Raw genomic sequence first — 11,616 nt, 5'->3', positions numbered from 1 at the left:
TGCTGCGTCAGCATCGATATTTGCAGAGTAGATGCATTTAAACAACAACTATGGCAGCCGGTTATGCCTTGCGTTTATTGACAAATATTAAGACGTATTAAATCATTTATTGCTCCGGGTACTGAAGCGCTGTAAATCAGACTCGACCATAAGGCAGCACAGTGTACTTAAGTCTGTTGTGGGTTCCCAGCCAAGAATTTTATTTGCTTTGCTGTAATCGCCAATTAAGGCATCTACTTCAGCGGGGCGGAACAAGGCCGGATCGACTTCGATAACTCGTTCCCCGCTTTGCCGCGACACCGCGAATTCGTCGACCCCGGAGGACGACCATTCGAGGTCAATACCGGCGGCCTCGAACGAGAGGCTGACGAAATCTCGGACAGAGGTGGTCCGGTTCGTGGCGAGGACAAAAGTCTCCGGCCGCTCGGCTTGTAGCATCAGCCGCATGCCCTCAACGTAGTCCTTGGCGTAGCCCCAGTCCCGCTTTGCAGCCAAGTTTCCGAGCCGGAGGATTGCCTGCTGTCCAAGCTTGATGCGAGCTGCTGCCAGCGTGATCTTCCGCGTCACGAATTCCACTCCACGCAACGGTGACTCATGGTTGAATAGTATACCGGAAGCAGCAAATATATCGTAAGACTCCCGATAGTTGATCGTCATCCAGTGAGCGAACAGCTTGGACACGCCATACGGGCTTCGAGGATAGAAAGGCGTGGTTTCGTCTTGTGGAATGGCCTGGACTTGACCGAACATTTCGGCAGACGAGGCTTGATAATAGCGGATCTTTCGATCGAAGGCGCGGATTGCTTCGAGGAAGATAAGCGGTCCGATACCGGTGATCTGCGCGGTCGTGAATGGCTGTTCGAAGGAGACCTGCACATGGGTTTGCGCGGCCAGATTGTAGATCTCGGTCGGGCGAGCCATTTCCAGCAGCCGGAGGGTTGATCCAAAATCGGTGATGTCATGCAACAATAGCGTCAGGTCTGGATGCTCGGCGATACCCAATTCCCGGATACGCCAAAAATTGTCGGAGCTGGCCCGGCGGTATGTGCCGAAGACCTTATATCCGTTAGCTAAGAGGTTCTCGGCGAGATAGGCGCCATCCTGCCCAGTGATGCCGGTGATGACTGCGGTTTTCATCGTCCTGCCTCGTGGCTCGTGAGCCCTCTCTCGTGTTCTTCCCATCGCTCGGCGACGTAGCGAGAGAAGGCTGCGCGGAAGGATTGAGTGGAAAAGCGCTCGGCGTGGTCTCGGATCGTCTGACGGTCGAAGCGATCCTCCGCGGCCTCGAAGCGGTGAACGGCGTCAATGATGGCGTCGGTGGTCTGCTCGTGGAAATGCAGGCCGGTTACGCCGTCGACGACGGTTTCCTGCGCCCCGCCTCGACCGTAGGCGATTACCGGCGTTCCGCAGGCTTGTGCCTCCAACGGGGCGATCCCGAAATCCTCTTCAGAAGCGAAGATGAAGGCTTTGCAACGCTGAAGATGGTCCAGCAGAACTGGGTTCGGTTGGAACCCCATAATCTGAATGTTGGGCGTCGCGATCGATTTTGCGTAGCGGAATTTCGGTCCGTCGCCGATGACGACAAGCTTCTTCTCCGGCATTTTGGTAAAAGCTTCGACGATGAGCTGCATTTGCTTATATGGCACCATGCGCGACGCCGTGACATAAAAGTCTTCACGGGGCACATTGACCATGCTGTAATGGTCTGTGTCGACGTTAGGATAGATTACGGCCGAATCACGACGGTACGTTTTCCATATACGGCGGCCAATGTATTTTGAGCATGCGATAAAATGATCTACGCTATTCGCGGTACGATAATCCCAGATCCGCATGCGATGCAAAAAATACCGCGCAAGAGCACGACGGATTGATCCGAAACCTGAATGATTGAGATAGTGGTGCTGAAGATCCCAGGCGTAGCGCATGGGTGTATAGCAGTAGCAGATGTGAAGCTGCCGTTGCGTCGTGATCACGCCTTTCGCGACAGCGTGACAGTTTGAAATGATAAGATCATATTTCGATAGGTCATGCTGTTCAATTGCGAGCGGCATCAAGGGCAGCATATATGTGTAGTATTTTCTCGAAAATGGAACTTTCTGAAGGAAAGAAGGCGTTATTAGTTTGCCACGAAAATTGTTTTTATCTTTTTCTGAAAGGAAATTGATAAGACAAAAAATATCTGCTTCCGGAAAAATGGTAGACATTTCTGCTAAAACTTTATCTGATCCAGCGTAGGTTGTAAGCCATTCATGGATTAAAGCAATTTTCATTTTAAATCCAAAACTATTATTTAAAAAAACGAAGCATTATTATAGACATATGGCTGATTGCTTTACAAGCCATAGCTTGTTCAACTTGCATTTTCAATGCCAAATTCGATTGTTGTAGACTGATTGTAAGATCGGTGAGGTGGTGTCGGCGAGCCGTGAGGTAGGATTGGACGGAATGCCGCAGGCTTGGGCGCAGCGGTAGAAAGCGCCTTTACTGCCAGTCCTCGGGCATCTGAGCCCACGCCATCCCGGCCCAGCACAGAACTTCGTCCTCCCGTTCTTGGCTGATCGTCACAGCCCGCTTGCCGACCGTGCGTATGATGTGGAAGATGGTTGAGGACAGCACCTCGGCGATTAGCCGACATCCTTCTGCTGCAGCGATAGATCGGAGTGAGGCTGATCTTAGCCGCTCACAGAAACCCACTCCCCGAGTGCCCCTTGAAGGCGTTCGCCCGCCGGATGTAGCTGACGACCGTCTTGGGATCCCGGTGACGGGATTGATCCATGATCCGGGCGAGGTCAGCCCCACGCTCGGCCGCGCTGGTGATGTAGCCCGCCCGCAGGGAATGAGCCCCGAAGGCTGAGGCGTCGAGCCCGGCGGCCGTGCAGTAGGCCTGCAGAATGTTGGCGACGGATCGGTCAGTGAGCCGAGGGTGGCCAATCTGGCCACCCTTCGCCGCGCTCTCCTGAGGCTTGGGAAATTCCCTACCCTCTGAGCTAGTAGAAGGGCGCCCAACTTGTGCACCCCTAACTCGTCCAGACCGCGAGATCGGACGGAACACCGGACCTTCCGTGATGCCGGCGGCATGGAGCCATTCCCGGACCAATGCCACCGGCCGGACGTAGCGACCGTGCGGGATCGCGATCTCGGCGCCCCTACCCTCTTGGTCGGTCTTCGCCTTCCGGATGCGCACCCGCAGACCTTCGGGATGCTCGACCAGGTCCTCGACGTCGAGGGCGACTAACTCGCTCCGGCGCAAGGCTCCGGCGAAGCCCAAAGCCAACAAGGCCCTGTCGCGCTTGCCGGTAAGGGTCTGCGGCGTGTGAGCCAGGAGGATCTGGACGATGTCGACCGTGGCGGCTGCCTTCTGGGTTGGCGCCGTGCCGATCCGGCGACGGACACCCTTCAGCACCGCCCTCACCGCTTCGTCGTCGGTAGGGTCCAGCGCCTTCGCCAGCTTATGCGCATACTTAATGGCGGCGATCCGCCGATCGATGGTCGAGGCGGCCCGGCCCGCCTCCGCTTCCGAGACGATGAACCCAGCCACCGCCTCGGGGCTCGCCGGCACGGCCTCGAACCCATGGCGGCTGCACCAAGCCTGAAAGATCTTGGCGTCAGCCGTGTAGGCCCGCACGGTCGCATCAGCCTTCGAGGCGCGCTGATAGGATCGGACCAAGGCCATGGCCTCAGCCGGCAACCCACCGGAATAGGCGGGCAGCTCGGCCGGCAGAGTGTTGGGCGCGTCGTCGGTCATGGCGTCTTCGGCAGATGCGGTAGGCTGTACTGGTCCGCCTGCTTGTTCAGCATCTCGCGGACTACCTTCTCGGGATACCCCTGCGCCACCAACTCATCGCGGACCTTGAGCAACTTGGCATAGGCGTCCTCGGGATAGGTCCGGGCGAACCATTCCAGCCCGCCCTTCATGGAGGCGGGGTCGGTCGGCGGCCAGGCGGGCGGCTTAGGCATCGCTCACCTCCCCAACGTCCGGCAGCGTGTAGTCGTCGGCATCACAACCACGGCCGGCGCCCAACGCCGCCGCGAACATTTCGCCCATGATCTTGTCAGCCCAGTCGTTCGGCAGATCCATGTATCGGCTGGCGTGCCGGACGAGCCCGCACCAAGCCCGGCCGTCCTCGAACTCCAGAGCCGGGCACGGGCCTTCCTTGCCGGCACCAACGTATTCGACCGCGTGGGCGCACGGCTCGACGGCGCAGCAGTAGCCACACCCATTGCAGGTCGCGGCTTTGGGCGGTTTTACCGGCAAAAGCTGGCCCGAAGTTCGGTCTATCAGATGGATCGTCGCCATAGGTTTCACCTAACGGCATAACTTCCGAGAAGAAACATTATCGGAAGTTACGTTATGATCGACGTGAAGGCAAGCCGGATATCCTCATGACCGCGATACCGCATTAGCGGCATGCAGGCATTGGTATCAAGATGGACGCTTGATATCACATCGACAAATGATATCATCGGTCTCGGTTAATATCAGGAGGTGCCCCGATGGCCGAGACGACCGCATTCGCGCTTCGCATGCCGCCCGAGATCAAAGCTGCCGCTAAGGCGCTGATCAAGGTTCCGTTCGAGGAGCCGTCCGACCGTGGGGGCGACTACATCAACAGCATCTTCCTCGGCAGCATCAACGACGCCTTATGCTACCTGCTGAAGACGGGCTTGAAGGGGACGCTGGTCCACCTCGACGCGGGGATTGCGGATTACAGCCGCCGGGCCGCGATCAGTGGCGAGTGGATGGCGTGGTTCCTCCAGAACCCGGCCGCCTCGAACATCCTGCCGCACAATCTGCCCGAAGGCTCCCTGGGGCGTCAGGAGCTTGAGAAGATGATGGCCCCTGATGACCGGAAGTTCACAGATAGGCCTGTCGACCCCGACATTGAGGCCATGGTCTTAGCCGAGCCTGAGCCCTGGGCCAGTGGCGTAAGCCGGCGCGAGGCGACAGACGAATACGCCCATGAGCAGCGCATGCTCTACTCCCTGACCGAAGCCAAGGGCGTCATTCAGAAGGCACTGGCGGCCCGCCACTAGGGGCCCGACCGCTGCGGGCGGCCTTCCCATGCCGCCTGCAACCCTGCTTGCCTGCATGGCGGTCTCGCGGCAGCGCGCTTTCCAGGCTTGAGCGGAACCCTTAACCGCGGGATGAGAGGATGCCGGCAGTTCGGGTTGCCGGGAACCGTGGAAGCCGCGATGCATGTGATCCTGGTGGCGACCCAGAAGGGCGGCAGCGGCAAGTCCACCCTGTGCGCTCACTTTGGGGCCTTGGCCCAGCGCGAGGGGCCCACGCTATTGGTCGATGCCGACCCGCAGGGCTCGCTGTCCTTCTGGTACAAGCGTCGCGAGGCCGACACGCCCCTGTTGGCCAAGGCAGACGGCGTCACCTTCCCCGGGATCTTGGACGCGGCCAAAGAAGACGGCGTTCAGTGGGTGGTGGTCGACAGCCCGCCTCACAACGCCGCCCTTATCTCCTCTCTGATGTCGCGAGCGACCGTCACGGTGGTCCCGGTCCGCCCGGGGCCCTTCGACCTCGATGCCGTGGCCGCGACCCTATCGATGGCCAAGAGCCTCAAGGCGCCTATCGCTTGCGTCATCAACGCCGCGCCGCCGCCGACCAGGGACGCCGAGATATCGATCGTCGCTGAGGCGCGCGCCATGCTTTCCGGGATGGGAGCGCCCGTGCTCCCCGGTCAGGTGTCGCAGCGCGCCGGCCTGAGCCACGCCCTGATCTCCGGCCAGTCTGTGAACGAGTACGACCCCGAGGGAAGGGCGGCCACCGAGATCGCATCCATGTGGTCTCAGGTGGTCGCGCTAGCCCATGAGTTCCGCCGCAAGTAGTAGAAGCGGCATCGCGGTAAGCCGCGCATCCTGCATCACTTCAATCCGCAATCGAGGCATCAACGATGGCTGGCCCGGTCCGTCCGAAACTCAACAGCTTCGTGGAGCAGAAGGCGTCGGCACCTATGCCCGCTGCGGCCGTGTCGGATGATGCAGAGCCCTCGCGGGAAGCCGAGCCGCCTGCTCCTGGCCCGTCCGACCTGAAGACGATGCAGGTCCGTGTGAACCGTGCGGGCTGGGTCGAGATGTCTAGGTTGGCGCAGGACCTCGACATCCCGCTTGAGCGGCTGATGGTCGATGCGTTCAACGACATCCTGTTGAGGCATCGCAAGCCGCCAGTGGTAGAGCGGCGATTGCCCATCAAGAAGATGTAATTCGGCGATCCAGCTACCCGTCAGGGAGGGCTCGCTTTGCCTGATCGCAGGCTTGCAGGCATTAAGGCATCCAGGATGTGAGGAATACCACTGCGGTCATAGGGCGGCGCGAGATAGGGTGAGCCGTGATGATATGGCCGCCCGGCCAACCTTGTGCCCAGACGGTGGGTGACGAAACCCATTAGTTTCTGTTGGTCCAAGTATGTGTATGTGCCACGCATGGTTGGGCAAGGGGGGTATTCGGGCACTGTGCAAGACGACCTCTCCGCCTTGCGCGCGATAGATTGAAAAATGATATTTCCTGAAAAAACTGTAAAAAGATGCAGACTCAATCGCGCGACCGCCGGATGAGTGGTTTTGCTTGAGGGGCTATCCCTCTGACTCGGCCACGGTCATGGTTCAATCTAAGCCCAGCTGTGCCGTGACTACTCGGCAAAAGCCGGATTTGCCCGCAGGCGTTCGTTTTCACCTCGGGCAGCTGCTTGGCGCGACGTATACGCGGATTGCTGAGCGCGAGAACATTCCAGATAATTTTGCTAAGCTAATCGCGAAGATTGATGCCGCCCTCAAGAGCGCTCAGGATGCCGGGGGAGCTGAGTTTCGTGAGGGGCTTTTAGCACTGACGCCGGCACTGCATCGTTTTGCCCGCTCGTTGACGCGCAATAACACCACAGCGGACGACCTAGTTCAGGAAACTCTGTTGCGCGCATTGCGCGGGCAAACGAACTTCATTCGAGGCACGAACTTGGAGTCGTGGTCTTTCACTATCATGCGAAACCAGTTTTACAGCGAGTGTCGGAAGCGTATGCGCGAGGTGGAAGACGAGGAAGGTGCGCATGCCGCTCAGATGATCTCTCTACCGGAGCAAAACGGCCATCTCGACCTGCGTGATTTGAAGGCAGCGCTCGCTCGAATGGCCCCGAATTCACGCCAAGCTCTCGTCCTCATCGTGATCGAAAACCTGACCTACCAGGAAGCCGCTGCTGCGATGAACTGCCAGATCGGCACCGTGAAAAGCCGTGTCTGGCGCGCCCGGGAACAGCTCGCGGAGATGCTGGGCTATACCGGGTCCGAAATCGGTAGTGACGGGGTTACTTTGGCCGCGGCGAGAGCGGACAGTTGGACGGTCTGATAACGTACCAATAGCTTTATCAGGTTCAACTCTCTTCAAAACCTGCTTTTTGATCGGATTAGCCTTGTCATTCGCTGGCACGAGTGTGGGGCCGGCGCCGCAGTGATGCGAGCATAACGGGCTACGTGAACGCATCGTGTCCGATTATCGTCTGCCTAGCTTGTTCCGACCCGACCGAATTCAAGGCTCGTCGCCGACCCTTTTGGCGCAGGTCATCTGTTCCCAGGCAGGGCGGGGGAAGCCGAGATTGCGCTCGTTTCTGTACGCGGGATCGGAGCCACTCGGCCAAGTGGCCCTTCGAGGGGTACCTTCCAGACGCAAGCTCGGTCTCCCACCCATGAGGGCGGTCCGATGCAGCAAGCGCTGACGCGGAAGCTTGAGAGCTTCGAGCCTTTGTCCGACCAGGCGCGCTGGGCCCTGAACGGGCTGACGCTCAAGGTACGGCAGGTAGGCGCCCGCCAGGATCTGATCCAGGAAGGCGACAAGCCGGACAACGTCCTGCTCATCCTCGACGGTTTCGCCTGCCGCTACAAGGTGCTCCCGGACGGGCAGCGCCAGATCATGGCCCTCCTGGTGCCGGGCGACTTCTGCGACCTGAACGTCTTCATCCTCGACGAGATGGACCACAACATCGGCACCATCTCGGCATGCAAGGTCGTGGATGTCCCGCGCAAGGCTATCGACGAGATCGCGGCCCATCACTCGAGCATCGCGCGGGCCTTCTGGTGGTGCTCCTTGGTCGACGGTGCCGTCCTGCGTGAGTGGCTCGTCAACATGGGTGGACGTGCCCCAGGTCAGCGCATCGCGCACCTTCTGTGCGAACTTCTCATGCGCCTGGAAGCGGTCGGACGTGTTACCGATAACAGCTACGCGTTTCCGCTGACGCAGACCGATATCGCCGAGACGATGGGCCTGTCCGACGTGCACGTGAACCGGACCCTGCGGGAGCTGCGCGCGCTCGGCCTGATCCACCTCAAGAGCCGGGTGCTCACCATCCTCGATGTCGAGCGGCTCAAGGCTTTCTGTAGCTTCGCGCCGAACTACCTGCACCTGCGCAACACCCGCTGGGGCGAGCGCCGCGATCTGAGCTGGCCCGGTCGCGCCCAGGAGGGTTAGCCGATGTCCGAACAGGGCAACGTCGAGACCCTGATTGTGCTTCAGCCGATCGCGGTCGACACCGGCAGCCCTGACCGCGAGGGCATGCTGGTGATGGCCAACGGTCTGCTGGTCGCCGTGCTGGTCCGTCTTGACGCCTCAGAGCACGCGCGGTCCGGGGCTTGGTTCATAGAAGCCGGACTAGGACGGCTGGCGGGGAGGCGCGCGCCTGTGTTCGACACCCTTGAGGACGCAACGCGTTGGGTGCGGCAGTGCCTACGAGGATGACGGCTTGAGGCAGTAGGTTAGGGCGGCTTTCGCAGCATGGTCAGCAACACCACCGTGTCCGACCTCTTGAAATCGAAAGAGGTCACCGAGGCACAAGTGAGGGCTGCCGTCGATGCGGTGCTCCTCAATCCCAAGGCCGGACCGTTCGAGTTGGCTTTCGGTTGGGTCGTCGATCTCACTAGCGCTGTCCGAGCAGATCGCCACGCATCGGCTGTTGTTAAGGAACCGACGGCCAAAAGCGGCAGCAAGCGAGCTGCGGTCAGATCCGCGATCCTGTTGGCCCTTCCGGTGAAGACATGAGCGAACCGTTCGACAAAGCCGCGGTGCTTCGAGCGATGGCGCGCCTCAATGGATTTGCCCGCGGCCTCGGACTGGACGAGGCGACAACGCACACGATCGTCGAGAAGGTGGTCGCCGACATGCCTAAGCATCTAGATGAGGAGCACCTTACTGAAGCGCGATGCCGTATGATCGTTGCATCCGCCTAGCCTCGTGACGGAGGATTACGACCCCACTCTTGAAGCTGTGGCGGCGTTGCAGGCGCATGGCCACACCGTCGAGCCAGACGAGGAGTTCGCGCGCTGGCAGATCGACGGCCGCGAGTGGATCTCGCACGACGACCTATTAGCTATCGCCCTGCGCCTTGGCCTCGTAGATGGTCCTGGGCTGGTGCAGTAGCTCGTCGTCGTGCCCTAGCGAGCCGTCCAAGTGATCATATGTTCGGCTCGAAGCGCCCTTCGATCAAGCGGGCATACTCCGCCTCTGCCCCACCGTAGCTATCGCCAGCGTGGTCGAGCAGGCCGTCTCGGTCGGCGATTTCGACAGTGCCTCGGTGCTTCCGCACGAGGCCATCCTTCTCCAGTGACTTCAGCGCCGCCGTCACGCCCGGACGCTCGACGCCCAGCATGAACGACATGAAGTCCTGCGTGACCGTGATCTGATCGCCGTCGATCCGGTCGTGGCACATCAACAGCCATCGAGCGAGGCGGGTCGCCGTGTTGCCCCGCGCGTTGGCGAAGGCCGCCTGGGCCGTCTGGACGAACTGCGCCTGGATTGAGCGATGCAGCACCCGACGCAGGGCCGGGCGCTGCTCCACCTCGGCCTGCAGCACCGCCACGTCGATGCTCAGCATGTGCCCGGCCATCTGCACGAAATGGATGTGCGGGCTACGGGCGTCGCCGAGCAGGGTGAGGGAGGCCCCGACCAGCCCCTCCCGGCCGATCAGCCCGATCTCGACCCGACCGCTGGGTTGATCGCTGGTGACCGAGACGAAGCCCGCCTCCGGGAAGTAAGCGGTCTCGATCGTCGTATGGGAGGGGATCAGGACGTGCCGCAAGGGCATCTCCTGAGGGCGCAACGCGGGCCGCAGACTGGCAAAGTCTTTCGGCGATAGGGCTTGGAGGAGCTTGTTGCGAACGTCGGACTGCTGGAGGAGGGTCAAGACTACGAACCCGCACGTGGAACGTGCCACTTGCCGACCAAGTCGAGCGAGGCGGAGTAGACCGCCGTCCCGTCCTTATCGCGCACCCGAACCGAGAAGGTGCGATGGTCCCGGTCCGGGGACTTGTTGCGGGCCATTTCCGGGAGAGCAGCCAATGCCTCGATGCGAGCAGCGTCGATGCTGGGCAATTCGAAGCCCTCATCGTCCTCGTGGCGAAAGTTGCCGTCGTCGGTGTCGAAGAAAAAATGCGGCATGAGATATCCGGCCTCACTCAGGCGGGAGCACTCGCATCTCTCAGCCGCTGACGCCCAAATGTTCGATCAGCGATGTGTTGAGTTCTGCCTCATTCGGGGGCTGACGTTTGTAGCTTGTGTTGGTGCGGCCAAATATTTTTTCGCTCTTGGAGTGTGATGCAGGTAGGTTGGAACGAAGTCGTAGAACGTTTTCAGCCGAGCCACATCTGGGATCTCAAGGCGACGCTTCTTGAGGACGATCAGGTCTTCGGACCGAAGGTATTTTATCACGCGGTTCACGTGAACAGGTGTCAGACCGAGCATGTCGGCGAGGTCGAGTTGGGTGAAGGGCAAAGCGTAGCCATTCTTCTCCGCCAAGCCGACTACGCTCAGGCGCAGCAGCAGTTCACAGAACAGATGCGCCATCCGCTCGGCGGCTTCACGCTTTGCTAAGCTCACGAGCCATTCGCGCAATACCGCCTCGTCCACGAGCGTCGCCCACCAGAGAGCGTGGGCGATGCGGGGATGGTTCTCGGTCAGGTCCTGGATGGTGGTGCGGGGGATCTCCACCACGGTGCACGGCGTTATCGTGCCGAGCGAATGGTCCATCTCGTCAAGGATGGCGACGTGCAGGTCGCAGAAATCGCCCGGCACCATGAGGGCAGTGATGTGGCGCTGCCCCTTCGCCAGGATCTTGTAGCGGCAGACGAAGCCGGAGAGGACGAGATGTACGTTCTCTGGCCGGTCTTCCTCGCTGGTGAGATCCTGATGGGCTGGGACCTGTCGGCTGTGCAGGCTTACGCGCCGCAACGTCCCTTCATCTGCCTCGGTTAGCCCGCCTGCGGTGCTGAGCTTGCGGATCAAGGTATGGATCATGGCTCATGACGCGCTCTTCGGCGGTCGTTTCGCCCCGATCCGGACGGCGTATCGCAATCACACAGGATGGACTTCGAGGCCCAGCGCATCGTGAGACTGCGATACGGCCCCGATACTTCATCATATGTTGTATTTGGCGGTGCTGCCCATAGTTGGGTACGGCATCCGCCCTCGGCTCCGCCCCGCCGCCCGATCTGATCACGGGCTGGCGGGGGAGGTCGTCGATCTCACCGGCGTCCCGAGAGGATGGCCGCCCGTGGCGAACGGACCGCTCTTAAGCTTTTAGCATCAGTGGAAATTCCATGGCGGTATCTCGCGCCAGTTGTCAGGAAATCC

Annotated in this window: 17 protein-coding genes; 9 read left to right on the top strand and 8 right to left on the bottom strand. The window is 60.3% G+C overall.

Translation table 11 applies throughout. The features are described 5' to 3' along the window. Window positions 1–102: 102 nt before the first annotated feature. The 5 genes from gmd to MKL09_RS05055 all read right to left on the bottom strand — a co-directional run bounded on the left by gmd (window position 103) and on the right by MKL09_RS05055 (window position 4,300). The gene (gmd, locus tag MKL09_RS05075) at window positions 103–1,137 is read right to left on the bottom strand and encodes a GDP-mannose 4,6-dehydratase (protein ID WP_244018549.1); all 1,035 of its coding nucleotides are present in this window, start codon (window positions 1,135–1,137) and stop codon (window positions 103–105) included. After that, window positions 1,134–2,273, bottom strand: a complete 1,140-nt coding sequence (locus tag MKL09_RS05070; protein WP_244018547.1) for a glycosyltransferase family 4 protein — start codon at window positions 2,271–2,273, stop codon at window positions 1,134–1,136. Before MKL09_RS05070 ends, gmd begins: the two co-directional genes overlap by 4 nt. A 410-nt stretch (window positions 2,274–2,683) precedes the next feature. Continuing rightward, window positions 2,684–3,748, bottom strand: a complete 1,065-nt coding sequence (locus tag MKL09_RS05065; RefSeq protein WP_244018546.1) for a site-specific integrase — start codon at window positions 3,746–3,748, stop codon at window positions 2,684–2,686. Further along, complete coding sequence (locus MKL09_RS05060) at window positions 3,745–3,960, bottom strand: hypothetical protein (protein WP_244018544.1); 216 nt, start codon at window positions 3,958–3,960, stop codon at window positions 3,745–3,747. Before MKL09_RS05060 ends, MKL09_RS05065 begins: the two co-directional genes overlap by 4 nt. Beyond that, window positions 3,953–4,300 (bottom strand): hypothetical protein, encoded by a 348-nt coding sequence (locus MKL09_RS05055; protein WP_244018542.1) that lies wholly within the window; start codon window positions 4,298–4,300, stop codon window positions 3,953–3,955. Before MKL09_RS05055 ends, MKL09_RS05060 begins: the two co-directional genes overlap by 8 nt. A 197-nt stretch (window positions 4,301–4,497) precedes the next feature. Here MKL09_RS05055 and MKL09_RS05050 point away from each other — a divergent pair, with 197 nt between their 5' ends. The 9 genes from MKL09_RS05050 to MKL09_RS05010 all read left to right on the top strand — a co-directional run bounded on the left by MKL09_RS05050 (window position 4,498) and on the right by MKL09_RS05010 (window position 9,408). Next, the gene (locus tag MKL09_RS05050; protein WP_244018541.1) at window positions 4,498–5,037 is read left to right on the top strand and encodes a hypothetical protein; all 540 of its coding nucleotides are present in this window, start codon (window positions 4,498–4,500) and stop codon (window positions 5,035–5,037) included. Window positions 5,038–5,196: 159 nt separating this feature from the next. Further along, a complete protein-coding gene (locus MKL09_RS05045) occupies window positions 5,197–5,841 on the top strand; it encodes a ParA family protein (RefSeq protein WP_244018539.1) in 645 nt (214 codons plus the stop codon). 65 nt (window positions 5,842–5,906) lie between these two features. Beyond that, window positions 5,907–6,215: a hypothetical protein gene (locus MKL09_RS05040; protein WP_244018537.1), complete on the top strand. Its 309-nt coding sequence runs from the start codon at window positions 5,907–5,909 to the stop codon at window positions 6,213–6,215. A gap of 394 nt (window positions 6,216–6,609) precedes the next feature. Then, a complete protein-coding gene (locus tag MKL09_RS05035) occupies window positions 6,610–7,347 on the top strand; it encodes a sigma-70 family RNA polymerase sigma factor (protein ID WP_244018600.1) in 738 nt (245 codons plus the stop codon). A 351-nt stretch (window positions 7,348–7,698) separates the two neighbouring features. Beyond that, window positions 7,699–8,463, top strand: coding sequence for a Crp/Fnr family transcriptional regulator (locus MKL09_RS05030; protein ID WP_244018535.1), 765 nt, complete (start codon window positions 7,699–7,701; stop codon window positions 8,461–8,463). Window positions 8,464–8,466: 3 nt separating this feature from the next. Further along, entirely contained in the window at window positions 8,467–8,730 is a 264-nt protein-coding gene (locus tag MKL09_RS05025) for a hypothetical protein (RefSeq protein ID WP_244018533.1), read from the top strand. A 36-nt stretch (window positions 8,731–8,766) separates the two neighbouring features. Then, window positions 8,767–9,030 carry a hypothetical protein gene (locus tag MKL09_RS05020; protein ID WP_244018531.1) on the top strand — a complete coding sequence of 88 codons (264 nt, stop codon included), beginning with the start codon at window positions 8,767–8,769 and terminating at the stop codon, window positions 9,028–9,030. Then, window positions 9,027–9,218, top strand: a complete 192-nt coding sequence (locus tag MKL09_RS05015) for a hypothetical protein (protein WP_244018529.1) — start codon at window positions 9,027–9,029, stop codon at window positions 9,216–9,218. The genes MKL09_RS05020 and MKL09_RS05015 overlap by 4 nt, the downstream gene beginning before the upstream one ends. Further along, a complete protein-coding gene (locus MKL09_RS05010) occupies window positions 9,205–9,408 on the top strand; it encodes a hypothetical protein (protein ID WP_244018527.1) in 204 nt (67 codons plus the stop codon). The genes MKL09_RS05015 and MKL09_RS05010 overlap by 14 nt, the downstream gene beginning before the upstream one ends. A 34-nt stretch (window positions 9,409–9,442) precedes the next feature. Here the strand turns inward: MKL09_RS05010 and MKL09_RS05005 are convergent, their stop codons facing one another. From MKL09_RS05005 to MKL09_RS04995, 3 genes are all read right to left on the bottom strand, one after another. Then, on the bottom strand, window positions 9,443–10,072 hold the full coding sequence (locus MKL09_RS05005; protein ID WP_313901169.1) for a Crp/Fnr family transcriptional regulator: 630 nt from the start codon (window positions 10,070–10,072) through the stop codon (window positions 9,443–9,445). Window positions 10,073–10,173: 101 nt separating this feature from the next. After that, complete coding sequence (locus MKL09_RS05000) at window positions 10,174–10,425, bottom strand: DUF6894 family protein (RefSeq protein WP_244018523.1); 252 nt, start codon at window positions 10,423–10,425, stop codon at window positions 10,174–10,176. Between the two features lie 66 nt (window positions 10,426–10,491). Continuing rightward, on the bottom strand, window positions 10,492–11,280 hold the full coding sequence (locus MKL09_RS04995) for a Crp/Fnr family transcriptional regulator (protein WP_244018521.1): 789 nt from the start codon (window positions 11,278–11,280) through the stop codon (window positions 10,492–10,494). Window positions 11,281–11,616: the final 336 nt, after the last annotated feature.

This window comes from Methylobacterium sp. J-048 (assembly GCF_022829515.1).
Taxonomy (GTDB): Bacteria; Pseudomonadota; Alphaproteobacteria; order Rhizobiales; family Beijerinckiaceae; genus Methylobacterium.
Note: the sequence above shows the minus strand (reverse complement) of the source record. Positions and strands in the feature narration are given on the sequence as shown.

Bases quoted from the DNA above. Each gene is read 5' to 3' on its own strand.
- MKL09_RS05005 (WP_313901169.1), bottom strand. From the start codon at position 10,072: ATGCCCTTGCGGCACGTCCTGATCCCCTCCCATACGACGATCGAGACC.
- MKL09_RS05020 (WP_244018531.1), top strand. From the start codon at position 8,767: ATGGTCAGCAACACCACCGTGTCCGACCTCTTGAAATCGAAAGAGGTC.
- MKL09_RS05000 (WP_244018523.1), bottom strand. From the start codon at position 10,425: ATGCCGCATTTTTTCTTCGACACCGACGACGGCAACTTTCGCCACGAG.
- MKL09_RS05070 (WP_244018547.1), bottom strand. From the start codon at position 2,273: ATGAAAATTGCTTTAATCCATGAATGGCTTACAACCTACGCTGGATCA.
- MKL09_RS04995 (WP_244018521.1), bottom strand. From the start codon at position 11,280: ATGATCCATACCTTGATCCGCAAGCTCAGCACCGCAGGCGGGCTAACC.
- MKL09_RS05015 (WP_244018529.1), top strand. From the start codon at position 9,027: ATGAGCGAACCGTTCGACAAAGCCGCGGTGCTTCGAGCGATGGCGCGC.
- MKL09_RS05060 (WP_244018544.1), bottom strand. From the start codon at position 3,960: ATGCCTAAGCCGCCCGCCTGGCCGCCGACCGACCCCGCCTCCATGAAG.
- MKL09_RS05065 (WP_244018546.1), bottom strand. From the start codon at position 3,748: ATGACCGACGACGCGCCCAACACTCTGCCGGCCGAGCTGCCCGCCTAT.
- gmd (WP_244018549.1), bottom strand. From the start codon at position 1,137: ATGAAAACCGCAGTCATCACCGGCATCACTGGGCAGGATGGCGCCTAT.
- MKL09_RS05030 (WP_244018535.1), top strand. From the start codon at position 7,699: ATGCAGCAAGCGCTGACGCGGAAGCTTGAGAGCTTCGAGCCTTTGTCC.
- MKL09_RS05045 (WP_244018539.1), top strand. From the start codon at position 5,197: ATGCATGTGATCCTGGTGGCGACCCAGAAGGGCGGCAGCGGCAAGTCC.
- MKL09_RS05055 (WP_244018542.1), bottom strand. From the start codon at position 4,300: ATGGCGACGATCCATCTGATAGACCGAACTTCGGGCCAGCTTTTGCCG.
- MKL09_RS05040 (WP_244018537.1), top strand. From the start codon at position 5,907: ATGGCTGGCCCGGTCCGTCCGAAACTCAACAGCTTCGTGGAGCAGAAG.
- MKL09_RS05050 (WP_244018541.1), top strand. From the start codon at position 4,498: ATGGCCGAGACGACCGCATTCGCGCTTCGCATGCCGCCCGAGATCAAA.
- MKL09_RS05035 (WP_244018600.1), top strand. From the start codon at position 6,610: ATGGTTCAATCTAAGCCCAGCTGTGCCGTGACTACTCGGCAAAAGCCG.
- MKL09_RS05025 (WP_244018533.1), top strand. From the start codon at position 8,467: ATGTCCGAACAGGGCAACGTCGAGACCCTGATTGTGCTTCAGCCGATC.